This window comes from Pseudomonas sp. TE21394 (assembly GCF_054057835.1).
The window spans coordinates 1,677,085-1,700,425 of the sequence record NZ_JBSRZR010000001.1 but is presented as its reverse complement, the minus strand read 5'-3'; the positions used below and the strand labels follow the sequence as shown (position 1 = coordinate 1,700,425).

At 63.5% G+C, this 23,341-nt stretch carries 21 protein-coding genes and 1 tRNA gene; 15 read left to right on the top strand and 7 right to left on the bottom strand.

Going from position 1 to position 23,341, the window contains the following annotated elements; translation table 11 throughout:
* Window positions 1-2 precede the first annotated feature (2 nt).
* Entirely contained in the window at window positions 3-1,349 is a 1,347-nt protein-coding gene (locus ACVWZT_RS07930) for an NfeD family protein (protein WP_457468847.1), read from the bottom strand.
* A gap of 97 nt (window positions 1,350-1,446) precedes the next feature.
* On the opposite strand from ACVWZT_RS07930, the gene ACVWZT_RS07925 reads away from it, so the two are divergent.
* The 3 genes from ACVWZT_RS07925 to ACVWZT_RS07915 all read left to right on the top strand — a co-directional run bounded on the left by ACVWZT_RS07925 (window position 1,447) and on the right by ACVWZT_RS07915 (window position 2,916).
* Window positions 1,447-1,905, top strand: a complete 459-nt coding sequence (locus tag ACVWZT_RS07925; protein WP_225779965.1) for an aminoacyl-tRNA deacylase — start codon at window positions 1,447-1,449, stop codon at window positions 1,903-1,905.
* Between the two features lie 60 nt (window positions 1,906-1,965).
* Window positions 1,966-2,208, top strand: coding sequence for a DUF2789 domain-containing protein (locus ACVWZT_RS07920; RefSeq protein ID WP_289131614.1), 243 nt, complete (start codon window positions 1,966-1,968; stop codon window positions 2,206-2,208).
* A gap of 69 nt (window positions 2,209-2,277) precedes the next feature.
* Window positions 2,278-2,916, top strand: a complete 639-nt coding sequence (locus tag ACVWZT_RS07915) for an NADH:ubiquinone oxidoreductase subunit N (protein WP_296235360.1) — start codon at window positions 2,278-2,280, stop codon at window positions 2,914-2,916.
* 6 nt (window positions 2,917-2,922) lie between these two features.
* On the opposite strand, the gene ACVWZT_RS07910 is transcribed toward ACVWZT_RS07915, so the two are convergent.
* The 3 genes from ACVWZT_RS07910 to ACVWZT_RS07900 form a co-directional block, all read right to left on the bottom strand.
* Window positions 2,923-3,360: a CBS domain-containing protein gene (locus ACVWZT_RS07910; protein WP_296235359.1), complete on the bottom strand. Its 438-nt coding sequence runs from the start codon at window positions 3,358-3,360 to the stop codon at window positions 2,923-2,925.
* A gap of 216 nt (window positions 3,361-3,576) precedes the next feature.
* Window positions 3,577-5,307: a dipeptidase gene (locus ACVWZT_RS07905; RefSeq protein ID WP_457468845.1), complete on the bottom strand. Its 1,731-nt coding sequence runs from the start codon at window positions 5,305-5,307 to the stop codon at window positions 3,577-3,579.
* Between the two features lie 157 nt (window positions 5,308-5,464).
* Window positions 5,465-5,541: transfer RNA gene (locus tag ACVWZT_RS07900), tRNA-Arg, on the bottom strand.
* A gap of 217 nt (window positions 5,542-5,758) precedes the next feature.
* Here ACVWZT_RS07900 and ACVWZT_RS07895 point away from each other — a divergent pair.
* From ACVWZT_RS07895 to ACVWZT_RS07860, 8 genes are all read left to right on the top strand, one after another.
* Window positions 5,759-6,508: a GntR family transcriptional regulator gene (locus ACVWZT_RS07895; protein ID WP_457468844.1), complete on the top strand. Its 750-nt coding sequence runs from the start codon at window positions 5,759-5,761 to the stop codon at window positions 6,506-6,508.
* Window positions 6,505-8,277 carry a fumarate reductase/succinate dehydrogenase flavoprotein subunit gene (locus ACVWZT_RS07890; protein WP_296235356.1) on the top strand — a complete coding sequence of 591 codons (1,773 nt, stop codon included), beginning with the start codon at window positions 6,505-6,507 and terminating at the stop codon, window positions 8,275-8,277. The genes ACVWZT_RS07895 and ACVWZT_RS07890 overlap by 4 nt, the downstream gene beginning before the upstream one ends.
* A gap of 79 nt (window positions 8,278-8,356) precedes the next feature.
* Window positions 8,357-8,602 carry a 4Fe-4S dicluster domain-containing protein gene (locus ACVWZT_RS07885; protein ID WP_011531611.1) on the top strand — a complete coding sequence of 82 codons (246 nt, stop codon included), beginning with the start codon at window positions 8,357-8,359 and terminating at the stop codon, window positions 8,600-8,602.
* Window positions 8,603-8,730: 128 nt separating this feature from the next.
* Window positions 8,731-10,137 carry an ABC transporter substrate-binding protein gene (locus tag ACVWZT_RS07880; RefSeq protein ID WP_457468843.1) on the top strand — a complete coding sequence of 469 codons (1,407 nt, stop codon included), beginning with the start codon at window positions 8,731-8,733 and terminating at the stop codon, window positions 10,135-10,137.
* Window positions 10,138-10,152: 15 nt separating this feature from the next.
* A complete protein-coding gene (locus tag ACVWZT_RS07875) occupies window positions 10,153-10,935 on the top strand; it encodes an ABC transporter permease (protein ID WP_457468842.1) in 783 nt (260 codons plus the stop codon).
* Entirely contained in the window at window positions 10,935-11,783 is an 849-nt protein-coding gene (locus ACVWZT_RS07870; RefSeq protein WP_457468841.1) for an ABC transporter ATP-binding protein, read from the top strand. The genes ACVWZT_RS07875 and ACVWZT_RS07870 overlap by 1 nt, the downstream gene beginning before the upstream one ends.
* Entirely contained in the window at window positions 11,780-12,745 is a 966-nt protein-coding gene (locus ACVWZT_RS07865) for a HEAT repeat domain-containing protein (protein ID WP_457468839.1), read from the top strand. Before ACVWZT_RS07870 ends, ACVWZT_RS07865 begins: the two co-directional genes overlap by 4 nt.
* Window positions 12,745-13,020, top strand: a complete 276-nt coding sequence (locus ACVWZT_RS07860; protein WP_457468838.1) for a DUF971 domain-containing protein — start codon at window positions 12,745-12,747, stop codon at window positions 13,018-13,020. Before ACVWZT_RS07865 ends, ACVWZT_RS07860 begins: the two co-directional genes overlap by 1 nt.
* Before the next feature lie 100 nt (window positions 13,021-13,120).
* On the opposite strand, the gene ACVWZT_RS07855 is transcribed toward ACVWZT_RS07860, so the two are convergent.
* The gene (locus tag ACVWZT_RS07855) at window positions 13,121-13,984 is read right to left on the bottom strand and encodes an ABC transporter ATP-binding protein (protein ID WP_457468837.1); all 864 of its coding nucleotides are present in this window, start codon (window positions 13,982-13,984) and stop codon (window positions 13,121-13,123) included.
* On the bottom strand, window positions 13,981-15,570 hold the full coding sequence (locus ACVWZT_RS07850; protein WP_457468836.1) for an ABC transporter permease: 1,590 nt from the start codon (window positions 15,568-15,570) through the stop codon (window positions 13,981-13,983). The genes ACVWZT_RS07855 and ACVWZT_RS07850 overlap by 4 nt, the downstream gene beginning before the upstream one ends.
* Before the next feature lie 296 nt (window positions 15,571-15,866).
* On the opposite strand from ACVWZT_RS07850, the gene ACVWZT_RS07845 reads away from it, so the two are divergent.
* Together ACVWZT_RS07845 and ACVWZT_RS07840 are read left to right on the top strand one after the other, a co-directional pair.
* Window positions 15,867-16,895 carry an ABC transporter substrate-binding protein gene (locus ACVWZT_RS07845; RefSeq protein WP_457468834.1) on the top strand — a complete coding sequence of 343 codons (1,029 nt, stop codon included), beginning with the start codon at window positions 15,867-15,869 and terminating at the stop codon, window positions 16,893-16,895.
* 37 nt (window positions 16,896-16,932) lie between these two features.
* Window positions 16,933-17,838: a TauD/TfdA dioxygenase family protein gene (locus tag ACVWZT_RS07840; RefSeq protein WP_457468832.1), complete on the top strand. Its 906-nt coding sequence runs from the start codon at window positions 16,933-16,935 to the stop codon at window positions 17,836-17,838.
* A gap of 105 nt (window positions 17,839-17,943) precedes the next feature.
* On the opposite strand, the gene ACVWZT_RS07835 is transcribed toward ACVWZT_RS07840, so the two are convergent.
* Complete coding sequence (locus tag ACVWZT_RS07835; RefSeq protein WP_457468831.1) at window positions 17,944-18,858, bottom strand: LysR family transcriptional regulator; 915 nt, start codon at window positions 18,856-18,858, stop codon at window positions 17,944-17,946.
* Window positions 18,859-19,049: 191 nt separating this feature from the next.
* Here ACVWZT_RS07835 and ACVWZT_RS07830 point away from each other — a divergent pair, with 191 nt between their 5' ends.
* Window positions 19,050-21,386, top strand: coding sequence for a TonB-dependent receptor (locus ACVWZT_RS07830; protein WP_457468829.1), 2,337 nt, complete (start codon window positions 19,050-19,052; stop codon window positions 21,384-21,386).
* A 17-nt stretch (window positions 21,387-21,403) separates the two neighbouring features.
* Window positions 21,404-23,080, top strand: a complete 1,677-nt coding sequence (locus ACVWZT_RS07825; protein ID WP_457468827.1) for an aryl-sulfate sulfotransferase — start codon at window positions 21,404-21,406, stop codon at window positions 23,078-23,080.
* The last annotated feature ends 261 nt before the right edge of the window (window positions 23,081-23,341 follow it).

The window sequence follows — 23,341 nt, the reverse complement described above, 5'->3', positions numbered from 1 at the left end:
GGTCACTCTCCTTGCGCCGCAGGTGCGGCGGCGCTCACTTCCAGCATGACACCTTGGCGGGCTGTCACCCGCACGCGCTGGCCTGGCTGCAATGGCGTTGCACATTGCACCTGCCATTGCTCGCCCTGGGCCAGGACAAAACCGCAGAGCGGGTTGCCGGCCATTACCCCGGTGACCGTGACCATGCTGCCAACCAGGCCTGCATCGCCGCTGAGCACCGCTCGGCGACGGGCCTTGAGGGCCATGCCCATCACACCGCCGATCAGCAACGCCGAGAGCAGCGCCAAGGTGCCGATCAGGGCCAGTGGAATGCCGAAGCCGGGGGCGTCGGTGTCGATCAGGATCAGCGCGCCGACCACGAAAGCGGCTATGCCGCCAAAGCCGACCACGCCGAAACTGGGCAGGAAGGCCTCGCCGATCATGAAGGCGAGGCCGAGCATTATCAGGGCCACCCCGGCAAAGCTCACCGGCAGCAGCTGCAGCGCATACAGGGCCAGCAGCAAGCAGATGCCGCCGACCACACCACCGACCGTCGAGCCAGGGTTCATGAACTCGAACAGCAGGCCGTACACCCCGATCATGATGAGGATCAGCGCCACGCTCGGGTTGGTGATTACCGCCAGTACCCGTGTACGCCAGTCCGGCAAGTGCTCGACCAGGCTGGCGCCGATGGTCTGCAGCTGACGGGGCTGGCCCGCGATAGTGAGGGTTTGGCCATCGAGCTTGCGCAGCAGCCCGGGTAGGTCATCGGCCACCTGATCGATCACGTTCAGTCGCAAGGCCTCGCTGGCCGACAGGCTTACCGCCTCGCGCACGGCTTTCTCCGCCCAGTCGGCGTTGCGACCGCGCAGCTGCGCCAGGCCACGTATGTAGGCCGCGGCATCATTGACCTGCTTGCGGGCGAGGGTTTCGTCAGCGCTGCCTTTGGCCTTGTCCTGTCTGGCAGCGCCGGGCGGGCCGCCGATCTGTACCGGCGTGGCGGCGCCGAGGTTGGTCCCTGGGGCCATGACCGCGATGTGGCTGGCGTAGAGAATGTAAGTACCGGCGCTGGCGGCGCGGGCCCCGCTTGGGGCCACGAAGGTGGCGACCGGTACCGGGCTGGCGAGAATCGCCTTGACCATCTGGCGCATGGCGCTGTCCAGCCCACCCGGGGTATCCATACGGATGACTACCAGTTTCGCGCCCTGCGCCTGGGCCTGGTCGAGGCTGCGCACCAGGTAGTCGGCGCTGGCCGGGCCGATGGCATCGTCGATGCCCAGTACCCACACGGCACCGGGCGCACCCTGGCCGCCCGGCGCGATGCCAAGCAGCAACAGCAGCAACAGCCAGCGCCAGCAGCGGGCAATCACCTGTCGTCACCTCGTGTGTTCTATTGCACAAGTTTAGCCCTGCCGGTCGGTAGCCGACCTAGAATTGGACATTGGGGGACGAAACCGGAGGTGCATCATGCGTATGGCAAAGACTCTGCAGGATCGCCTGAACCAGGCCAACTGCGACTACGACATCATTCCCCATCCCCATTCGGCCACCAGCCTGGAGTCGGCCCGCACGGCCGGGGTGCCCGCGGAACGAGTCGCCAAGTCGGTGGTGCTCGATGACCGTCATGGCAACTACATCATGGCCGTGTTACCGGCCAACCGGCACCTGGACATGACCAAGGTGCGCATGTCCGGGGCCTGGCAACTGACCCGCGAGAGTGGCCTGCCGAGCCTGTTCGGCGATTGCGAGCGCGGTGCCGTACCGGCGCTAGGCGATGCCTACCAGATAAAGATGCTGCTTGATTCGAGTCTTACCCGCCAGGGCGATGTCTATCTGGAGGCGGGTGACCACGATCACCTGATCCACATGAGCATGGAGCAATATCTCAAGCTGGTGCCGCGCGCCGAAGTGCGCGAGCTCAGCTGATGCTCCCAACCCATGCCGGGCCGGCATCGTTGACGACCGGCCCGGCGCCGAGGAGGAACCATGGACAAGCCGATTCATCCGTTGTCTGAGATTTTCAAACAGCTGGGGCTGTCTGACGATCCGGTCGACATCGACCGCTTCATCACCACCCATTCGCCGCTGGATGACGATGTAAAGCTGGTTGACGCGCCTTTCTGGAGCGATTCACAGCGTGCGTTCCTGAAAGAGAAGTACATCGCGGATGACGACTGGATCCCGATGATCGACCAACTGAACGAGGCGTTGCACCCGCGCAAGAAATAAAGCGCCGAGTGGTGGCTGACGAGTGATTGGCCGTTGCTATGCTCAGGAAAACAACAAGGGGATAGCGCGATGAAAGATCCCTATGCACCGGGTTTCTGGTGCTCCGTGACGATCCTGGGCACCCTGACGGCCAGTTACTTCTATGGCATCAGGCAGGCGCAACAGATGAACCAGGCTGTGCATTTCCTGTATGCCGCTGCTGCGGTCACCGTGGCGGTGGCACTGGTGGCGCTGACCTGGATCGCCTGGCAGCAACTGCACCTGAACAAGCGCGAAGTGGTGCAGGGGCGAACGTTACTGACCATCTGGAACACCAAGGTGGCATTGCGCCGCGTCGAAACGGTGTTCGATCGCTATTTCTGGGGCAGCTACTGGCATTCCGGGCGCACCTTCGAAGAAGTCATGGGCGAGCTGAAAGGCACACCGCTGGAGCAGAGTCTGGATGCGCTGAAACACCAATGTCGGGTGCTGGACCGCGAGATTCATGACCATCATCACCACTGGCTGGCCAATGCCCGCGACCTGTCCAGCGTTGCCCAGGCGATGGCCCGTGAGCGCTACCAGCTGGACCTGGGCGAGCCCACCCACAGCGGCCATGGCAACACCGCCGTGCTCAATCGTGACCTGGAAGTGCTGGTGTACACCTGGTCGGCACGCCTGCGCAGCTTCGACCATCAACTGGACGAACTGGAGCGCGCCTACCATTGAGGATATTCATTCGCCGCGGATGTACTGTTCCAGCTGCAGGATCAGGCGGGCCTGTTCGGCGATGGTTTCCTTGACCAGGTCACCGATCGACAGCAGGCCGAGCAGTTCGCCATTGCTGACCACCGGCAGGTGGCGCAGGTGGCGGTTGGTCATCAGGTTCATGCAGTACTCGAGGTTCTGCTTCGGCTCAACGGTGACCACCGGAGCGCTCATGATTTCGCGCACCGGCGTGGCAGCGGAAGAGCGGCCCCTGAGCACCAGTTTGCGCGCATAGTCCCGTTCACTGATGATACCCACCACCTGGTTGCCCTCGACCACGGGCAGCGCACCGACGTTTTTCTCCGCCAGCATTTTCAGGGCGTCGAGTACCGAGTCATCCGGGCCGATGGTGTAAACGGTCTGGTGCTGGGACTTGGTCTTGAGGATTTGTTCGACGGTCTTCATACGAGCCTCTGCGGGTGGAAAAGCCATGTCTCGGAGTAAATAAAGCATCCGGCACTGCGCTCTGCACGGCAATGCAGGAAACGGCATGGAGTCGATTGAAAAACGTCATGAATGTGCTCTGCCTGTACCGCCCCTCGAGGGCAAGCGCGCTGCCACAGGTAGCGGCGGGGCATCCTGTGGCAGCGGGCGTGCCCGCGAAGAGGCCGGTACTGCCAATCAGAGCTTCGGCATCTGCCCGATTCGCGCAACCATCTCGCTCACCACCTGCAGGTCCAGCATGAACTGTTCCACGGTCTTGAACTCGTTGTCGTTGTGCCCGGTGTATTTCACGTCCGGCATGGCCAGGCCGAACTGCACGCCGTTGGGCAGGTCGTGCACCGAGGTTGCCCCTGCCGAGGTACCGAACTCGTGCTTCATGCCCAGGTTCTCGGTGGCGACATCAAGCAGGGCCTTGACCCATTCGCCCTCGGGGTTGCGGTACATCGGCTCGTCCAGGCTGTAGTCGAAGGCCACCGAGGTGTGGCTTTGCCGGGTCCATTTGCCCAGCTTGTCGGCCAGCTCGTCCTTGATCGTGGCGATCGGCTTGCCTTTGGGGATGCGCAGGTTCACGGCCAGTTTCAGGCCTTTGTCATCAACCCCGACAAAAGTCAGCGAAGCCGTCAACGGGCCCATGAATGGGTCCTTGAAGGCCACGCCAAGCTTGTTGCCGAGGTAGTCCAGGCCCCAGTTGTCGGCGGCGTAGCGGGCGGCATCGGTGAAGTGGTTGTGCTTGATTGGCACCTGCTGGCCGAGGCCATTGATGAAATCAAGCATGCGCGCCACTGGGTTCACCCCGGATTCCGGCTCCGAAGAGTGGGCAGAAACGCCGGTCACCGTCAGCACCACGGTGTCGCCTTCGGGCTTGGCGTCGATGCTGAAATCGCCGCCATGCTGCTTCACGTACTTGGTGCCGGCCTGCTGCAGATGCTTGGCAAGCTGTGCCGGGTTATCGGAGACCAGTGTCGCCACCGAGGTGGTCGGGATCTGGTTGGTGGCCAGGCCGCCGGTCAGGTTGACGATTTCCGCACCCTTGCCCGTGCCCGGGCGCTTGCTGAAGCTGGCCATGATCGTGCCGTAGCCTTTCTCGGCGATCACCACCGGATAGCCGCCGTCGAGCGCCAGGTTGTAGTCCGGCGTGGGGTTGCGTTCGAAATAGTACGGGATGGCATCGCCGCTGGTTTCTTCGGTGGTATCGATAAGCAGCTTGAACTGCCGGGCCAGTGGCAGGTTTTCGTCCTTGGCCACTTTCAGTGCGTACATCGCCACGACAATGCCGTTCTTGTCGTCTTCAGTACCGCGCCCATACATGCGGTCTCCGACCAGGGTCACCTTGAACGGGTCCAGGCGCGTGCCATCGGCCAGCTTCCAGTTGTCCGGGTTGACCGGTACCACGTCGGCGTGGGCGTGAATGCCGACCACTTCCTTGCCACTGCCCAGCGAAATCTCGTACACCCGGTTGTCGATGTTGCGGAAGGCCAGGCCGAAGCTCTCGGCAAGGGCCTTTATCCTGTCGGCGATCTTGAGGAACTCGGGGTTCTCGTGCTGCGGTATGCCTGCGACATTGAAGGTCGGGATAGCCACCAGTTCACGCAGGGTTTCGCTGGCGGCCTTGCCGTACTTGATGCGGGTATACAGGCCGAGCAGGCGGTTGATCTCGTTCTGTTGCTCGGCTGCCAGTGGCTTGCCGGCCAGGTAGGCATCCAGCGTTGCCTCGAGATTGTCGGCCTTGGCCAGATCATTGCCCTTGAGCTTGCCGAGGAACTGCTTGAAGTCGCTTGGGTCGCTGCCGTCGAAGGCTTTGACGATGGCAGCGGACTGCTGCTGGGTAAGGTTGGCCTGGGCCGGCAGGGTGAAAAGACCGATGCTGGCTAGCAGCAGGGCGGTGGCGGTAAGTTTTTTCAGGTGCATGGTTGTGCGCATTCCTTCGCCAATCATTGTGTGGGTAACCCGTCGGGAACGGGAAGATGCCCACGCTAACACCAATGAACGGTGGTACGGGAGTGCCAGAAGCGCGACATGGCGCACAAACGAAAAAGCCCGCGCTAGGGCGGGCTTTTGAAGTAGATGGCGCACTCGGCGGGATTCGAACCCACGACCCCTGCCTTCGGAGGGCAGTACTCTATCCAGCTGAGCTACGAGTGCAACGCGCACGCATGATACCCATCTGTGCCGATGGCGTCCATCGCCTTGATCTGTAGCTGTTTTTCCTTCTTCAGGCCGGAGGGGCCAGACACGCCGGCGCAAGCCACTGCAAATCCATCTAACCATATGCGATATCAGTATTTGCCTGTCGAGTCTTATACCCTCTAGGCTCTGGTCACAACTTGTTATAACAAGTCATCGATCAGCGAAGAGACCCATGGCCGAATTGCTTCCCCTGTCCCCGGTACCGCTCTATACCCAGTTAAAGGAACTGCTGCGCGAGCGCATCCTTGACGGCACCTATCCGTCGCACAGCCGCATGCCCTCCGAAAGCGAGCTGGGCAAGGCTTACAATGTCAGCCGCATTACCGTGCGTCAGGCGCTCGGCGACCTGCAGAAAGAAGGGCTGATCTTCAAGATCCACGGTAAAGGCACCTTCGTCGCCAAGCCCAAGGCGTTCCAGAACGTCAGCACACTGCAGGGCCTGGGCGAGTCGTTGACGCAGATGGGTTACGAAGTGATCAACCGCCTGCGCAGCTTCCGTCATGTGCCCGCCAGTGCCATGGTGGCGGCGCGCCTGCAGGTCGAGGAAGGCAGTCTGGTCACCGAGATCCACCGCGTGCGGCTGATCAACCGCGAGCCAGTGTCCCTGGAACTGACCTGGTTGCCCAAGGCCGTTGGCGAAAAACTGGAAAAGGCCGATCTGGTCACCCGTGACATTTTCCTGCTGCTGGAAAACGACTGCGGCATCGCGCTCGGCCACGCCGACCTGGCGATCGATGCGGTGCTGGCCGACAGCGACCTGACCCAGGCGCTGGAGGTGGAAGAGGGTTCGCCAATCATGCGTATCGAGCGTCTGACCCACGCCGCCGATGGCACACCCCTGGACTTCGAACACCTGTATTACCGCGGCGATGCCTTCCAGTACCGCCTGCGCATCGACCGCCAGAAGGGGAGCAAGGAATGAGTATCCAGACCCAGGACTACGACATCATCGTCATCGGCGGTGGCACTGCCGGGCCGATGGCGGCGATCAAGGCCAAGGAGCAAGACAAGCATTTGCGCGTGCTGCTGCTGGACAAAGCCAACGTCAAGCGCAGCGGTGCCATCAGCATGGGTATGGATGGCCTGAACAACGCCATCATTCCCGGCCACGCCACCCCCGAGCAATACACCAAGGAAATCACCGTGGCCAATGACGGCATCGTCAACCAGGCCACGGTCTATGCCTATGCGACCCACAGTTTCCAGACCATCGAGCAGCTCGACCGCTGGGGCGTGAAGTTCGAGAAGGACGAAACCGGTGACTACGCGGTGAAGAAGGTTCACCACATGGGCGCCTACGTGCTGCCGATGCCCGAAGGGCACGATATCAAGAAGGTACTGTACCGCCAGCTCAAGCGCGCCCGGGTGGAGATCAGCAACCGCATGGTCTGCACCCGTGTGTTGCTCGATGGCGAAGGGGCGGCGGCGGGTGTCCTCGGCTTCGACTGCCGCAGCGGCGAGTTCCGCGTGGTGCGGGCCAAGGCGGTGATTCTCGCCTGCGGGGCCGCCGGGCGCCTGGGGTTGCCGTCGTCCGGCTACCTGATGGGGACCTACGAGAACCCGACCAACGCGGGTGACGGTTACGCCATGGCCTACCATGCCGGCGCCGAGCTGGCCAACCTCGAGTGCTTCCAGATCAACCCGTTGATCAAGGACTACAACGGCCCGGCCTGCGCCTATGTCACCGGCCCGCTGGGTGGCTATACCGCCAATAGCAAGGGCGAGCGCTTCATCGAGTGCGATTACTGGAGCGGGCAGATGATGTGGGAGTTTCACCAGGAACTCGAAGGTGGCAACGGTCCGGTGTTCCTCAAGCTCGACCACCTGGCCGAGGAGACCATCCAGACCATCGAAGACATCCTGCACAGCAACGAGCGCCCCAGCCGTGGCCAGTTCCATGCCGGGCGCGGCACTGACTACCGCCAGCACATGGTTGAAATGCACATCTCCGAGATCGGCTTCTGTTCCGGGCATTCGGCATCGGGAGTGTGGGTCAACGAAAAGGCCGAGACCAGCGTCAAGGGCCTGTATGCCGCCGGCGACATGGCCGCAGTGCCGCATAACTACATGCTCGGTGCTTTCACCTATGGCTGGTTTGCCGGGGTGAATGCCGCAAAGTTTGTGGCCGGGCGCGAGTTGGCCGAGGTCGATATGGCGCAGGTCGAACGTGAGCGGGCGCGGGTATTCGCCCCCCTGCAGCGCGAACATGGCCTGCCGCCGGCCCAGGTCGAGTACAAGCTGCGGCGCATGGTCAACGATTACCTGCAGCCGCCGAAGGTGACCAGGAAGATGGAGATCGGCCTGGCGCGCTTCGCCGAAATCGAGCGCGACCTGGCGCAGATGAAAGCCAGCAACCCGCATGAGTTGATGCGTGCGATGGAGGTCTCGGTTATTCGAGACTGCGCCGAAATGGCTGCCCGGGCCTCCCTGTTCCGCGAGGAAAGTCGCTGGGGCCTTTATCACCACCGGGTGGACTTCCCCGAACGCAACGATGGCGAATGGTTCTGCCATTGCCACCTGAAAAAGGGCGGTAACGGTGAAATGACCAGCTTCAGGAAAGCGGTCGAGCCGTACCTGATTGCCGTGGATGCTGAAGAGCAGGCCGCCTACGACCGCTTGCGAGTCAAGGCCGACGTGGAAGCGGGCTTGCCCACCAACATCGGTGAAGCTGCCACGCACTGCGTCGCCTGATCGCGCGCCAGCCCGCGCCCATAGAGAAGGTGCAAACCTCCGTAGAAACGAGGGCCAACGGCCCCGAGGACCCCGTGAAATGGCTTATCAGCCACAGGATATTTTCTTCCGCAGCAGTGCGCCGGTGACCATCGATGAAGACAAGTGCATTGCCGAAAAAGGCTGCACGGTGTGCGTCGAGGTTTGCCCCATGGACTTGCTGGCCATCAACCCGGCGACGCAAAAGGCGTACATGGCCTTCGACGAATGCTGGTACTGCATGCCCTGCGAGAAGGACTGCCCCACCGGCGCGGTCAAGGTCGATATTCCCTACCTGCTGCGCTGAGCCAGCCAGGCAACCCAGCCATCCGGAATACCCCCGGACGCCCACCTGAAATGCCCCTCGTTTCCCACCACCCAAGCCCGGTGGCGGAGACGATGCCAGAACTCAAAACGATTCGAGGGGAGACACCCATGCGCCTTGTAGCAACTGTGGCCGGCCTCGCGCTGGCGTTCGCCGGCCTGCATGCCAGCGCCGAAACCATCCGCATCGCCATCGGCACCCAGGACACCACCATCAACTGCGCTACCGGCGGGCTGCTGATTCGCGAACTGGGCCTGCTCGACAAGTACCTGCCGCACGACGGCAAGTACAAGGATGCCAAGTACCAGATCGAATGGAAGAACTTCACCAGCGGGGCACCACTGACCAACGAAATGGTCGCCGGCAAACTGGATTTCGGTGCCATGGCTGACTTTCCCGGCTCGTTCAATGGTGTCGCCCACCTGGAGGCCGGCAAGCGCAGCCTGTTCATCAGCGTACTGTCGGGCAGCGTGCATGGCAGCGGCAACGGCATTGTCGTGCCGGCGTCGTCAGCCGTGCAGTCGCTGGGCGAGCTCAAGGGCAAGACCATTTCCGTGCCGTTCGCCTCCACCGCCCACGGCATGTTGCTGCGCGCCGTTGCGGCACAGGGCTGGGACCCGCAGAAGGACCTGCGCATCATTGCCCAGGCCCCGGAAATAGCCGGCTCTGCATTGCGCAGCAACCGCATCGATGCGCATGCCGACTTCGTGCCGTTCGCCGAACTGTTTCCCAACCGCGGCTTCGCACGCAAGATCTACGATGGCGCCCAGGCGAATGCCCCGACCCTGCACGGCGCCCTGGTCGATGCCGACTATGCGCAGCAATACCCCGAGGTGGTTACCGCCTACCTGCGCGCCAGCCTTGAGGCTGACCGCCTGATTGCCGCCGAGCCGGAGAAGTACAGCGAGTTGATCGAGCAGGTCACCGGCATCGAAGCCGAGGTCAACTACCTGTTCCATGGCCCACTTGGCCTGCAGACCCGCGACCTGACCTGGAAGCCTGAGTACCGCAACGCCGTAGCAACGTCGATCAAAACCCTCAAGCTGCTGAAGAAGACCAACCGCGGCCTGGACACCGCCAGCTTCATCGATGACCGCTACATCCGTGCTGCCTTCAGCCAGGCCGGCCTGGACTACGACAAGGCACTGCACAACTACGAGCCACTGCCGCTCGTGGCCAACGATGCGCTCACCGGCAAGCCGATCACCGACTTCAGCCGCTTGGCGCAGATCTGGGTGCGCGGTGAAGCCAAGGTCCGCCATTACGCTTCGCCGGAAGCCGCCCTTGGCGCCCTGGCCCAGCTTGAGCAGGAAGGCAAGGATGTTCGCGCCATCTACGCCCAGGCTGCAGACAGTGGTATCAAGTTGCTGGCCAACCAGGCCTGGTTCGTGCGCAACGGCAAGGGCGAACTGACGGCGTTCCTGCTCAAGGACCAGGCCGAGCAGTACGCCAAGGTCCATGGCGGTGAGGCGCTGGACTTCGTCAGCGCCAACCAGAAGCTGGTCGCCCAGCGCTGATCGGGAGGCATGAGCATGATCCACGATCTCAAGCGCTGGCCGTTGCGCCTGGTTTCGCTGCTGGCCTGCCTGCTGTTCTGGAAGCTGGCAGCCAGCGTGAAACTTGACCTTGGCCTGTTGACGTTCACTTATGTCCCGGCGCCCGGGGCAGTGCTCGAAGCAGGCTGGCAGTTGCTCGCCTCCAGCGCGCTGCTGGCTCATCTCACCAGCAGCCTGACGCGGGTGCTGGTCGGGTATGCCGCTGCGGTGCTGCTGGGGGTGACCCTGGGGCTGCTGATCGGTCGCTCCCGATGGGCCGAAGACACTCTGCTGCCACCGCTCGAAGTGCTGCGGCCGATTCCTGCGGTGGCGTGGATCCCGCTGGCGATCCTGATGTTCCCCTCGGCGGAACTGTCGATGGTGTTCATCACCTTCACTGGCGCGCTGTTCCCGATCCTGCTCAATACCGTGCACGGTGTCGAGGCCGTCGACCGGCGCCTGGTCGCGTCGGCGCGCAGCCTGGGTGCCGGGCGTGGGGCGATTCTGCGCGAAGTGGTACTGCCCGGCGCGCTGCCGAGCATCTTCACCGGGCTGGCCATCGGCATGGGCACCTCGTGGTTCTGCCTGGTCACTGCCGAAATGATTTCCGGGCAGTTTGGCATCGGCTACTACACCTGGGAGTCGTACACCTTGCAGAACTACCCGGACATCATCGTCGGCATGCTGCTGATCGGTGTGCTCGGCATGGGCAGCAGCGCCCTGGTCAAGTGCCTTGGGGCGTTTGTCACCCCTTGGTATCGCACCGGGAGGGCCGGCTGATGAACCGTTATCAACAGCCCGGGCGGGTCGACGGGCATGCGCTATCGATCCGTCTGGGGCAGGGCCGCGAGGCGTTCGAGGCGGTGCAATGTGTGGATCTGGCGGTGGAAGCTGGCGAATTCGTCTGCATTCTCGGGCCTTCCGGTTGTGGCAAGTCGACCTTGCTTGGCGCGCTGGCCGGGCACCTGATACCCAGTACTGGCCGGTTGAGCCTGGACGGCCAGCCCATCTCCGGGCCTTCGCCACAGCGTGGCATGGTGTTCCAGCAGCACACCCTGCTGCCCTGGCGCAACGTCCTCGACAACGTCGCCTTTGGCCTGAAGATGCAAGGCCTGGGCAAGGCCGAACGCCATCGAAAGGCGGCTGAATTGCTGCAACTGGTGGGCCTGGCCGAGTTTGCCGGGCGTTGGCCCAGCCAACTGTCGGGGGGCATGCAACAACGGGCCGAGATTGCCCGGGTACTGATCAACCGCCCGCGGCTGCTGCTGATGGACGAGCCGTTCGGTGCGCTCGACGCGCAAACCCGGTCGCGCATGCAGGAGCTGCTGCTGGACATCTGGGCGCGCATCCGTACCACGGTGGTGTTCGTCACCCATGACATCGACGAGGCGCTGTTCCTGGCCGACCGCATATTGGTGATGAGCCCACGCCCCGGGCGTTTCATCGAGGACCTGCGTCTGGACTTCCCGCGCCCGCGCCGCACCAGCCTGCTGACCAGCCCTGAATTCACCCACTTGAAGCGTCACTGCCTGGCCCTGTTGCGCCATGAAGATGGGCGCGAATTGCCGCGCCTGACCCCGCTGGGCTTGCCAGCCACTGACCACCCGCCGCTACGGATCGCGCTATGACTCGAACAAGCACCGATAATCCCGACATTCTCGAACTGCTGCCGCGCCTGGAGGCTGCCGACCCGGGCGTGCGCCATATTGCCTTGATCGCGCTGGCCGACCTTGAGGTCGCAGAAGCCCTGCCGTGGCTCACCGATGCGCTGCTGGTCGATAGCGCAGATGAGGTGCGCGCCGAGGCGGCGCGCCTGCTTGAAGCCTGGGAACAGCCGCAGGTGGTGCAGGCTCTGTGTGCCGCGCTGGCCGACAGCGCAGAGACGGTGCGCCTTGCCGCGGCGCAGAGCCTTGGCGAGCTGAAGAGCGCCGCCGCCGGGCGGTTGATCCTGCCATGGGCCAGCCATGCTGACCCGTTTGTCCGCGCCAGCGCCTTGCGTGCGTTGCGTGAAATACGCCTGGAAGACGCAGCGGCCCCGGCATTGCTGGCGCTGACTGACCCGGACGCTGCCGTGCGCCGCGAGGCTGTCGGGATCCTCGGGTGGCTCAAGCATGAGCCTGCACTGCCAGCACTGGCCGAGTTGGCCGGGCATGAGCCTGATACCGAGGTGCGGCGCGCGGCCATTGGCGCGCTGGGCTTGGCCCGTGATGCGCAGGTGTTGCCAACGTTGTTAGGCGCATTGCATGACCCGGCCTGGCAGGTGCGCGAGGAGGCGGCGACCACACTGGGCAAGGTGGGCTACTCCCAGGCCGGCCCGGCGCTTGAGGCTGCGCTGGGCGATGGCTTCTGGCAAGTGCGCTTGCGTGCCGCCCGTGCGTTGGGCCGACTGCGTCATGCCGAGGCGCTGGATGCCTTGGCCGACCTGCTTGGCCATGCCGTGGCCAACCTGCGCAAGGAAGCTGCGCTGGCGCTGGGTGAACTGGGCCAGGGTCGTGCCCTGGCGGCGTTGCAGGCAGCCGAGCACGACAGTGACCCGGAAGTGCGCAAGGCGGTGCGCATTGCCCAGGCGCAGTTGCGCGGTGTGGTTTGATGGACAGCCCCTGCGCAATCTGCAACCAGCGCGAGGCGCGGCAGCTGATCGTGCGCTGGCCGGGCGCCGAGCAGGCCATCAGCCATCGCCGTTTGCGCGGCGCCTGTCCCTGTTCGCAATGCCGCGCCGCGCGTTTGCGCGGAGGCATCAGCCTGGTGCCAGATGAAGTGCGGGTGGAGCGCATCGAGCCGCAGGGTTATGGCGTGCAACTGCTGTTCAGCGATGGCCACGAACGCGGCATCTACCCCTGGGCGTACTTGCGCAGCCTGGGGTGAATGGCGGCGCGGGATGGAGGCCGATGCCTTCGGCCACAGCCTCGCCTGGGTCACAGCCGGTGAGGCCAGTGCCGCCCATGATCGCGGCTGCGGACTGAGCCTAGAGCGCGATCAGCTCTGGCCGCAACCCTTCTACCCGGGGCGTTGGCGGCGGCAGCTGGCCACCGTCGCCGGTGATCTGATGCAGTACTTTTTCGCGCAGGCTGTGCAGGGCCACGCCGGAGCGCAAGCGCGGGTGCGGCAGGCCGACCTCTACTACCGATTTGATCCGCCCCGGGCGTGGTTCCAGTACCACGACCCGGTCGGCCAGGTAGGTGGCTTCCTCGGCGTCATGGGTGACCAGCAGAATGGTGATACCGGCCCGCTCGCGAATGGCCAACAGCTCGTCCTGCAGTTGCTGGCGGGTCAGGGCATCCAGCGCGCCGAACGGCTCGTCGAGCAACAGAATGCGTGGGCTGGCCACCAGGCCGCGGGCAATCGCCACGCGCTGGGCCATACCGCCGGACAGCTGGTGCGGGTAAGCCGCTTCGAAGCCGACCAGGCCCACCAGCTGTACGAACTCGTGCACACGCCGGGCGCGCTCACCCTGGGTAAGCGCTTCGTTGACCAGCCCCAGGGCAATGTTCTGCTCCACGCTCAGCCACGGAAACAGCCGATGTTCCTGGAACACGATGCCGCGTTCGCCACCGATGCCGCTGACCGCCTGGCCGTCGACTCGGATGCTGCCGCTGTAGTCGGTATCCAGCCCCACCAGCAGGCGCAGCAGGGTGGACTTGCCACAGCCCGAGGCGCCGACGATGGCGATGAATTCGCCCTGGTTGATCGACAGGTTGAAGTTGCGGATCGCCTCGAACGGTTGGCCATCGACACTGAATACCTTGCCGACCCCCTCGAAGCTGACCAAGGGCGGCGTGGCGTCGGGCTGGTTGGCTGCGTGCAGGTGCGAGGTGTTGAAGGCGTTCATGCGGTTCTCCAGCGCGTGGCGCGCGACTCGAAACGTTGTCCAAGGGTGCCCAGCAGCGCACCGACCAGGCCGATCAGCAGCATTGCGGCCATCACCTGGTCCATGCGGAACAGTTGCTGGGCACCGATCATCAGGCTGGCGATGCCCCCGTCCGAGGGCATGAAATATTCAGCGCCGATGGTGCCCAGCCAGGCGTAGATAAGCGACAGGCGCAGGCCGGCGAAAATCGCCGGGGCCGCGCCGGGCAGCACCAGCAGGCGCAAGCGTTGCCAAAGGTTCAGGCGCAGGGTGCGGGCGGCTTCGCCCAGCTGCGGCGAAAGGCTGGCGATACCACGTTGGGTGGCTATCAGCAGCGGGAAGAACGCGGCCATGCCGACAAACACGTGCTTGGCTGCCTCGCCCAGGCCGAACCAGGCGGTCAGCAGAGGTACCCAGGCAAACAGCGCCACCTGGCGCAACGCCGACAGGCTGGGCCCGAAGATGCGCTCGGCAGGGCGGGACAATCCCAGCAGCAAACCGGCCAGCAAACCAGCGCCGCCCCCCAGCAGCAGGCCGGTCAGGGTGCGCTGCAGGCTCAGCAGCAGAGCTTGCGGCAGCGAACCATCGGCCAGGCCGGCCAGCAGGGCGTGCAACACCTCAAGCGGTGACGTCAGGATGTTCGGGTCAACCCAGCCAAGGCTGTTGCTGGCCTGCCACAGCACCAGCAACGCCAGCGGCAGCAGCAGGCTTTGCCAGCCACGCGGCAGCGGCCCGCGCTGTTGTTCGCCAGTGGCCGTTTGCGGCCAGTACAGCAGGCGTTTTTCCACAGCCGAAAAACCGCGCTCCAGCATGGCGCCAACCAGGCCGATCACCAGGATGCACAGCAGCACCAGGTCGAGCATGAACAGTTGCCGTCCCCACACCATGAGGTAGCCAATACCTTCGCTGGACGCCAGCAGTTCGACTGCCAGCAGCGAAGTCCAGCCAGTGGCCAGGGCCAGTCGCACACCGGTGAGAAAGGCCGGCAGGGCGGCTGGCAACAACAGGCGCCGGAACAACAGGTGACGGGGCAGGCGCAGGGCAGCAGCGGCCTCGCGCAGTTTGGGCTGGGCATCGCGCACACCGACCAAGGTGTGCAAGGTGACCGGGACGACCACGGCCTTCACCAGCACGACCAACTTGAGCAACTCGCCGATGCCGAAGAGCAGCATGAACAACGGAATCCAGGCCAGGGTAGGGATCTGGGCCAGCGCGACGAAAGTTGGCAGCAGCAGCGTCTGCGCTTGTCGCGAAGCACCCAGCCAAACCCCCAGCAGCAACCCGCTGGCAATGCCGACAGCCAATCCGCAGAACAGTCGTTGCAGGCTTATCCACAGGTGCCCCCAGAGTTCGCCGGAGCCAAACTCCAACGCGCTCTGCCACACCAGCGTCGGCCCCGGCAGGATCTGCTCGCTCATCCAGTGCTGCCGGGTGGCTGCCACCCACAGCAAAACAACCATCGCAGGCGCCAGGTAGGCGAGGCCTTTGCTGGAGCGGCCTTGTATCGCAATACGGCCGCGCAACGGCCCCAGAAGCCAACCTCGACCTCTGCTCAGAACTCCATTCATGGGCATCTCTCGAAGCGTTGTTAATTTATTCACTTATGGAATTAAAAAATCCAACAAGCGACCTTCAAGAGATAAGAGCATGTGACACAGGTGTTCGGAAGCCCCTACCCGTTGCGTTTTCCTCATATTTTCCATGCGCTTTGCGCAAGCGACCGGCAGACCCGCACAACGCCTGCTTTATGCAATTCAGTTAGTTAAACATGAAGTTTTTGTCTTTGTAGGTTCTAACCAGACCTGCCTAGCTTCTGGCCCAAGCGCCGGCCATCGCCGGTGGCAGCCTGCCAAGGAGCCTTGTCATGAAAATCCCATTACGCCACCTGGCCACCGCCCTTGGGCTGGCTTTTACCCTCGGTACCCACGCGGCTGAGCCTGCCAAGCCCGAAAGCATTCGCATCGCCGTGCCCGACCTGAGCGCGGGTAGCAAGCCCAGCGCTGGCGGCGTGGTCGATGTACTGCGTGACCAGCAGCTGCTGGAGAAAGAGTTCGCCAAGGACGGCATCCGCGTCGACTGGCACTTCTTCAAAGGGGCGGGCCCTGTCATCAACGAGGCCTTGGCCAACGGCCAGGCCGATTTCGCCTACCTGGGCGATCTGGCCGCGATCGTCGGCAAAGCCAATGGCCTGGACACCCATGTGCTGTCGGCTGGCGTGCGTGGCGTGAAGAGCTACCTGGGCGTGGTACCCGGTTCCGGCATCAAGACCCTGCACGACCTCAAGGGTAAGCGCGTGGCGGTGTTCCGCGGCACCGCCAATCAGCTGTCGTTCGCCAGCGCCCTGGCCAGCCAGGGCCTGACCGAGCGCGACCTGAAAGTGATCAACCTGGACTTCAACGCCGCCAACGCGGCATTGGCCGCCAGGCAGGTCGACGCCACCTGGGGCCTTTCCAGCCTGCTGTCGTTACGTGAACGCGGGCTGGTCGAGCTGCCGATCAGCTCCCGTGATCTGCAAGGCGCCGGGAGTACCCAGGCAGTGCTGTTGGGCACGGGCGATTTCATCCGCCACTACCCGGAGCTGGTCCAGCGCCTGGTCAACGCCCAGCAGCAGGCCAGCAGCTGGCTGCGTGACGAGCACAACCGCGAGGCCTATGTCGAACTGGTGGCCGCCAATGCCAACTGGCCGCGCAGCATCCTGCGCGATGACCTTGCCCAGGAAGACCTCGCCCATTACTTCGACCCACGGCTGGACGCCGACTTCGTTGGCCAGTTGCAGCAAGGCGTTGATCTGGCCGCCAAGGAACGTCTGATCCGCCGTGGTTTCCAGGTAGCCGAATGGATCGAGCCACGCTTTCTCGATGCTGCCCTGAAACAGCAGCAGGCCGCCCGCTGAATTCTCACCCCCGACCATGACTGCAAGGACCTAGACCATGAGCAACGCTGCACTGGCCACCGCGCCACAATCCCTCCAATTCGACCTCCATCCGGTTGCCGGCCGCATCGGTGCCGAAATCCGTGGCGTGCAATTGTCTGCCGACCTCGATGCCGCCACCGTTGATGCCATCCAGGCCGCCCTTGTGAAGCACAAGGTGATCTTCTTCCGCGGCCAGACCCAGCTGGATGACCAGAGCCAGGAAGCCTTTGCCAAGTTGCTCGGCGAGCCGGTTGCCCACCCCACCGTGCCGGTGGTCGACGGTACCAGCTACCTGTTGCAGCTCGATGGTGCCGAAGGCCAGCGGGCCAATTCCTGGCACACCGACGTGACTTTCGTCGACGCCTACCCCAAGGCCTCGATCCTGCGCAGCGTGGTGGCGCCTGCCTCGGGCGGTGACACGGTGTGGGCCAACACCGCCGCTGCCTATCAGGAACTGCCGGAGCCGCTGCGCGAACTCGCCGACAAGCTGTGGGCGGTGCACAGCAACGAATATGACTATGCCACGGTAAAGCCCGACGTGGACCCGGCCAAGCTCGAGCGTTATCGCAAGGTGTTCACTTCTACCGTTTACGAGACCGAGCACCCGGTGGTCCGCGTGCACCCGATCAGTGGCGAGCGGGTGTTGCAGCTGGGGCATTTCGTGAAGCGCATCAAGGGATATTCGCTGGCCGATTCGCAGCACCTGTTCGCGTTGCTGCAAGGGCATGTGACACGCCTGGAGAACACCGTACGCTGGCGCTGGCAGGCGGGGGACGTGGCAATCTGGGACAACCGGGCGACGCAGCATTATGCGGTGGACGATTACGGCACCCAGCCGAGGGTGGTACGCCGGGTCACTCTCGCCGGCGAGGTGCCGGTGAGTGTCGATGGCCAATTGAGTCGGACTACGCGTAAAGGCTGATGTCGCCGGGGCCGCTTTGCGGCCCTTTCGTCGGCAGGCCGGCTCCCACGGGAATAGCGCCAACGCTATCGGGCTGAAGCCGGCTTGCCGCTGATTGAGAGCAACCTACAGTTCGGTATCACAGGTAATCAAGTGCCTGACCAGCCCCTGCGCCAAGGGCGACAAGCCATACCCCACTCGGCTCACCACGCCATAACGGGTATAGAACGCCTCGTCCTGCTCCGGCTTGAGCCCGGCCAGCTGCAACGCTACCAACCCGCCCTCGCGCTGATACGGCCGCAGATTGGCATTGCAGGCAATGCCGATGGTGTTCGAATGCATCACCACGTTCAGCAGCGCATAACCATGCTCGCATTCCACTGACGGCAGGAAATCCTGTCGCCCGCTGAGGTCGCTGAGAATCTTGCGAATATTCGGCGGGCGCAAGGTGGTAGCCAGCGGGTAGTCGAACAGGTCCCGGGCCCGCACGCTATCGCGCTCGGTCAGCGGGTGCCCGGTGCGGCAGCAGAAGTGCCAGCGCTGTGGCGTCAGCTTGTGTACCTGGTAGTCCGGGTCGGACTCGAACTGGCGGGTGTCGGCAACGAAGAACTCGATCTCCTCGGCTACCAGCTTGCGGTTCAGTGCCTGCCAGTTATCCACCTGGAAACAGGTGCGCGCCGCCGGGTACTCGGCGACGAAGCGCGCCACTGCGCGCGGCACCAGGTCACCGGCTGGCGCCGGGCCGGAACCGAAACGCACTACACCTGTGGTGGCGCCGTTGAACTGGTGAATCTCGTTGACCAGGTTATGCGCGCCATGCACCAGCCGCCGCGAATGCTCCAGCACCAGCAGGCCCTGGCGGGTCGGTGCCAGTTCCTTGCTGGCCCGGTCGACCAGGCGGCAGCCGATGTTGTGTTCCAGGGTCTGGATGCTTCGGCTGAACGCCGACTGCGAGAGGTTAACCGCAGCCGCCGCAGCGACGAAGCTGCGGTGCTCGACGAGGGCAATGTAGTGGCGCAACTGACGGAGATCGATATGCATTTTTTACATTGAAACTTTCGGTCGAATGCAATTGCTGACAAGGGTTAGCCCCCTTATAAAGGGCGTTACTTATTCCACAAAATATGAATTCAAAATATTTATATTTCTTAAAAGAATATAAGCCCGATTGACCGCGATTCGGTTCCGCCAACGGAAATGCTCGCCAGGGCCTCGCCTCAAGGAGCATTTGCATGTCCCGATTTTCCCGTTGGCCTGCGCGCGCGTCGCGTTTCACCTTGCAACCCCTGGCCGCCGGCGTGTTGCTGGCGGCGTCCAGCGGCAGCTTCGCAGAAGAGCCGGTTACTGCCACCCCCGCACTCGAGCAGGAGGCCAAGCTCGGCACTGTCACGGTCAATGCCCGCCGTCGCGAAGAAACCGCGCAGAGCGTACCCGCGCCGATCAGTGTGCTCGACAGCGAAACCCTGGAAACCCAGCGCATCTACCGCGTGCAAGATCTGCAACAGCTGGTGCCCAGTACCAACGTCGCCTATGTACATGCGCGCCAGTCGAGCATTTCGATCCGTGGCCTGGGCAACAACCCGGCCAGTGACGGCCTGGAGGGCAGCGTCGGCATCTACCTCGATAACGTCTATCTCGGCCGCCCGGGCATGGCGGTGTTCGACCTGCTCGACGTCGAGCAACTGGAGGTGCTGCGTGGCCCGCAAGGCACGCTGTTCGGCAAGAACACCACGGCCGGCGTGCTCAACATCACCACGCGCAAGCCGACCTTCCATCGCGAGGGCAGCCTCCAGCAATCCATAGGCGAAGACGGCTACCTGCAGACCCAGGGCAGCTTCTCGGGGCCGATCAGCGAAACCCTGGCCGGGCGCATCAGCGTCTACCGGACTGAAGACGACGGTTACGTGAAGAACGTCCATGACGGCGAAGACCTCAACGGCGGCAAGCGCCAGGGCTTTCGTACCCAGTTGCTGTTCCAGCCCAGCGACACCTTCAACCTGCGCTGGATCGGCGAGTACAACGAAGAAGATTCGGACAACGGCATCCTCAGCCTGTACAGCACCGGGCCGACTATCAATGGCGTCAACCGCTACGAGAGCCTGGCCGCGCAGGCGGGCGCGACACTGGTATCGGGCAAGGATCGCAAGGTCAATTTCGACGCCGACCAGCAGGTGACGGTGTTCCAGGGCGGTACCTCGGTCGAGGCCAACTGGACCCTGCCCAACGACTTCACCCTGACCTCGATCACTGCCTACCGTTGGTGGGACTTCACGCCGCGCAACGACGACGGCCTCGATGTACCGGTGTTCTACAGTGCCGGGGTGTCGGTGCGTGACAAACAGTATTCCCAGGAAATCCGCCTGGCTTCGCCCACCGGTGGTGCCTTCGACTACGTGCTGGGCGCCTATTACTTCAAGCAGGACCTGGACAACAAGTCCTTCACCTACTACGGGCCGCAGGCGGATATCTGGAACATCACTCCGGCCGGGGCCCTGGCCAATGTCGACACCATCGGCAACGGCCACATCGATACCGACAGTTACGCCTTGTTTGCCCAAGGCACCTGGCACATCACCGAGCGCCTGGACTTCACCGCCGGCGTCCGCGGTACCTATGAAGAAAAGAGTGCCTGGGTGACACGTGATGCACCGGCCGGCGGCGCAGCCGTGACCGGTGCTGCCGCTGCCGCGCGCCAGGCCAGGGTAGGGGCCTATGACTCGGGCGACCTCAACCAGTACAGCTTCAGCCCCTCTGGCCTGCTTGGCCTGAGCTACCGCTTCAACGAGCAATTGCTGGGCTACGCGACCCTGACCCACGGCGAGAAGTCCGGGGGTATCAACCTGACCGTTGGTGCAGCGCCACGGCTGGGCACCGATTCCCTGCTGGTTGGCACCGAGCGGGTCAACAACGCCGAGGTCGGCTTGAAAAGCACGCTGTTCGACGATCGCCTGCAACTCAATGCCAACCTGTTCTGGGCCGAAGTGCATGGCTACCAGGCCAACGTCTACGACCAGGTCAACCGCGTGCAGTACCTGGCCAACGCCGGCAGCGTGCGTTCGCGTGGCCTGGAGTTCGAAGCCACGGCGTTGCCGCTTCGTGGGCTCACGGTCAACTTCAACGGCTCGTGGAACGACGTGCGCTACACCGAGTATGAGGACGCGCCATGCCCACCCGAGGTCAGCCTGGCCAATGCCACCGCCACCTGCGACCTGTCAGGCCACCAGGTGGTGGGTGCCTCCAAGTACATCGCCAACCTCAACACCCAGTACAAGTGGCAGGCCACCGACCATGTCGAGCCGTACGTCACTGCCAGCTACGCCTTCCGCTCGAAGGCGGTTGGCACCATCGATGATTCCGATTTCGGCCAGATCCCCAGCTATGCACTGGTCAACCTTTCCGCCGGTGTGCGCCTGGACCAGGGCGATGGCGTGGTCGACCTGTCGCTGTGGGTAAAGAACGCCGGTGACAAGACCTACTTCACCAGCCTGTGGAACTCCGCCAACGGTGGCTACGCCGGGGTGCTCGGTACCCCGCGCACGTTTGGTGCCACCGCCCGTTACGACTTCTGAGCACAAGGAGCTTTGCCATGAATGCCAAGACCGAAACCCCCGCGTTGCCTGAAGGCGCCTGCCTGACTGCCAAGGTGCCCGAACCTGACGAGACGCTGCTCGGCGACGTGGTGGTCAACCCGTACCGCCTGGCGCCGCTGACCGCGATCATCCGCGACGGCGGGCGGAGCCTGAGTGCCGCCCATGTGCGCGTGCTGGGACGCGGTGAACGCGGCGTGGACATCGCCTACGAGGTGTCCGACCGATCGTTGTGGACCTATGGCGGTATCCCGGTATTCGGCCTGTACCCGGATCACGTCAACCAGGTAGAAGTGACTTACAAGCTCGATGGCGAACGTATTCGCGAGCACTACCAGATCTACGCCCCGGCGGTACGCTTGCCGGTGGTGGCGAAGCAGACCGCAGCATTGCCGGAAGTGGAGCCGATCAAGGTGGCGCCAGGGTTCGAAAAGCGTCTGTACCTGTTCAACCACCTGCTCGGTGACATCCCTGGTGGACGCGCCTTCAAGTGGAATGCCTTGGGCGGCGCGGCGGAATGGGACCAGGTGGGCAACAACTGGATCGCCGACAGTAACGGTGACGTGCGCTGGTACCTGGACATCGAGCAGATCCACGACTCCAACCGCCGTGATGGGCTGGGCGGCACCATGGGCTTCCAGCAGACCCGCGACGGCAAGCTGATCTGGGGCCAGGGCCAGACCTATTCCAAGTACGACCTGCTGGGCCGGCGCATCTGGCAACGCAGCCTGCCCGACAAGTTCGCCGACTTCTCACACGAAATCCGCGAGACAGCCAACGGCACCTACCTGCTGCGGGTGGGCACCAGCGACTACCGCCGGCCTGATGGCAAGCGCGTGCGTTCGATCCGCGACCACATCATCGAAGTCAACGAAGCCGGTGACGTGCTGGACTTCTGGGACCTCAACCAGATCCTCGACCCGTACCGTGGTGACCTCCTCGAAACCCTGGGCAAGGCAGCGCTCCAGTTGCCGCAAGGCGTGCAGAAGCAGGACGAGCGGCTGGCCAACGAGCTGGCCGAAGGCGACTTGCCATTTGGCGACATCCCGGGGGTTGGGACCGGGCGCAACTGGGCGCACGTCAATGCCATCGATTACGACGCCGATGACGACAGCATCATCGTTTCAGCGCGTCATCAGGGCGTGGTCAAGATTGGCCGCGACAAGCAAGTGAAGTGGATCCTCGCCTCGCCCCAGGGATGGCCTGAGCGCCTGCGCAAGAAAGTACTCACCCCAGTCGCGACCGAAGGCTTCGACTGGTCGTGGACGCAGCACACCGCCTGGCTGACCGGCAAAGGCACGCTGACCGTGTTCGACAATGGCTGGGGCCGGGGCTTTGCGCCAACCAGGCTGTCGGGTAACTACAGCCGGGCGGTGGAGTACCGCATCGACGAGTCCAGGGGCACCGTCGAGCAGCTGTGGGAGTACGGCAAGGCGCGCGGCGACGAGTGGTACAGCCCGGTGACCTCGGTGGTGGCTTACCGGCCGGAGACTGACACCCAGTTCATCTACTCGGCTTCGGTGAATTTCCTCACGCCCGAGAAGCTGACCACCACAGTGCTCAACGAAGTACGTCGAGGAACTCAGGAAGTGCTGGTGGAGCTCAAGGTACACAGCCGGCAGCCGGGTTCCGTCGGTTATCGGGCGCTGGTGATCGATCTGGCCAAGGCGTTCTGAGCTTTATGGGTCTGACGTGGATGTGCGTGGATGCGTAAATCGAGCGCCGCCCGCGCGGCGCTCGATCCCTCATGCGCCGACAATGTCACGGCAAGGCCCTCCGGCTTTCACATTTCCTTCCGCTCGATGGTCTAACCTCTAACGACCATTTCGGACAGGCTGTTCAACCATTCGTTCTTTTTTTCGAACAGCCTATTGTCCAACACCCCAGCAGCCGCTTAGCATTCGTTTGAGATTTCAAACGCTCGATGCCCTGCCTTG

Bases quoted from the DNA above. Each gene is read 5' to 3' on its own strand.
- ACVWZT_RS07925 (WP_225779965.1), top strand. From the start codon at position 1,447: ATGCGTATGGCAAAGACTCTGCAGGATCGCCTGAACCAGGCCAACTGC.
- ACVWZT_RS07920 (WP_289131614.1), top strand. From the start codon at position 1,966: ATGGACAAGCCGATTCATCCGTTGTCTGAGATTTTCAAACAGCTGGGG.
- ACVWZT_RS07915 (WP_296235360.1), top strand. From the start codon at position 2,278: ATGAAAGATCCCTATGCACCGGGTTTCTGGTGCTCCGTGACGATCCTG.
- ACVWZT_RS07910 (WP_296235359.1), bottom strand. From the start codon at position 3,360: ATGAAGACCGTCGAACAAATCCTCAAGACCAAGTCCCAGCACCAGACC.
- ACVWZT_RS07905 (WP_457468845.1), bottom strand. From the start codon at position 5,307: ATGCACCTGAAAAAACTTACCGCCACCGCCCTGCTGCTAGCCAGCATC.
- ACVWZT_RS07895 (WP_457468844.1), top strand. From the start codon at position 5,759: ATGGCCGAATTGCTTCCCCTGTCCCCGGTACCGCTCTATACCCAGTTA.
- ACVWZT_RS07890 (WP_296235356.1), top strand. From the start codon at position 6,505: ATGAGTATCCAGACCCAGGACTACGACATCATCGTCATCGGCGGTGGC.
- ACVWZT_RS07885 (WP_011531611.1), top strand. From the start codon at position 8,357: ATGGCTTATCAGCCACAGGATATTTTCTTCCGCAGCAGTGCGCCGGTG.
- ACVWZT_RS07880 (WP_457468843.1), top strand. From the start codon at position 8,731: ATGCGCCTTGTAGCAACTGTGGCCGGCCTCGCGCTGGCGTTCGCCGGC.
- ACVWZT_RS07875 (WP_457468842.1), top strand. From the start codon at position 10,153: ATGATCCACGATCTCAAGCGCTGGCCGTTGCGCCTGGTTTCGCTGCTG.
- ACVWZT_RS07870 (WP_457468841.1), top strand. From the start codon at position 10,935: ATGAACCGTTATCAACAGCCCGGGCGGGTCGACGGGCATGCGCTATCG.
- ACVWZT_RS07865 (WP_457468839.1), top strand. From the start codon at position 11,780: ATGACTCGAACAAGCACCGATAATCCCGACATTCTCGAACTGCTGCCG.
- ACVWZT_RS07860 (WP_457468838.1), top strand. From the start codon at position 12,745: ATGGACAGCCCCTGCGCAATCTGCAACCAGCGCGAGGCGCGGCAGCTG.
- ACVWZT_RS07855 (WP_457468837.1), bottom strand. From the start codon at position 13,984: ATGAACGCCTTCAACACCTCGCACCTGCACGCAGCCAACCAGCCCGAC.
- ACVWZT_RS07850 (WP_457468836.1), bottom strand. From the start codon at position 15,570: ATGAATGGAGTTCTGAGCAGAGGTCGAGGTTGGCTTCTGGGGCCGTTG.
- ACVWZT_RS07845 (WP_457468834.1), top strand. From the start codon at position 15,867: ATGAAAATCCCATTACGCCACCTGGCCACCGCCCTTGGGCTGGCTTTT.
- ACVWZT_RS07840 (WP_457468832.1), top strand. From the start codon at position 16,933: ATGAGCAACGCTGCACTGGCCACCGCGCCACAATCCCTCCAATTCGAC.
- ACVWZT_RS07835 (WP_457468831.1), bottom strand. From the start codon at position 18,858: ATGCATATCGATCTCCGTCAGTTGCGCCACTACATTGCCCTCGTCGAG.
- ACVWZT_RS07830 (WP_457468829.1), top strand. From the start codon at position 19,050: ATGTCCCGATTTTCCCGTTGGCCTGCGCGCGCGTCGCGTTTCACCTTG.
- ACVWZT_RS07825 (WP_457468827.1), top strand. From the start codon at position 21,404: ATGAATGCCAAGACCGAAACCCCCGCGTTGCCTGAAGGCGCCTGCCTG.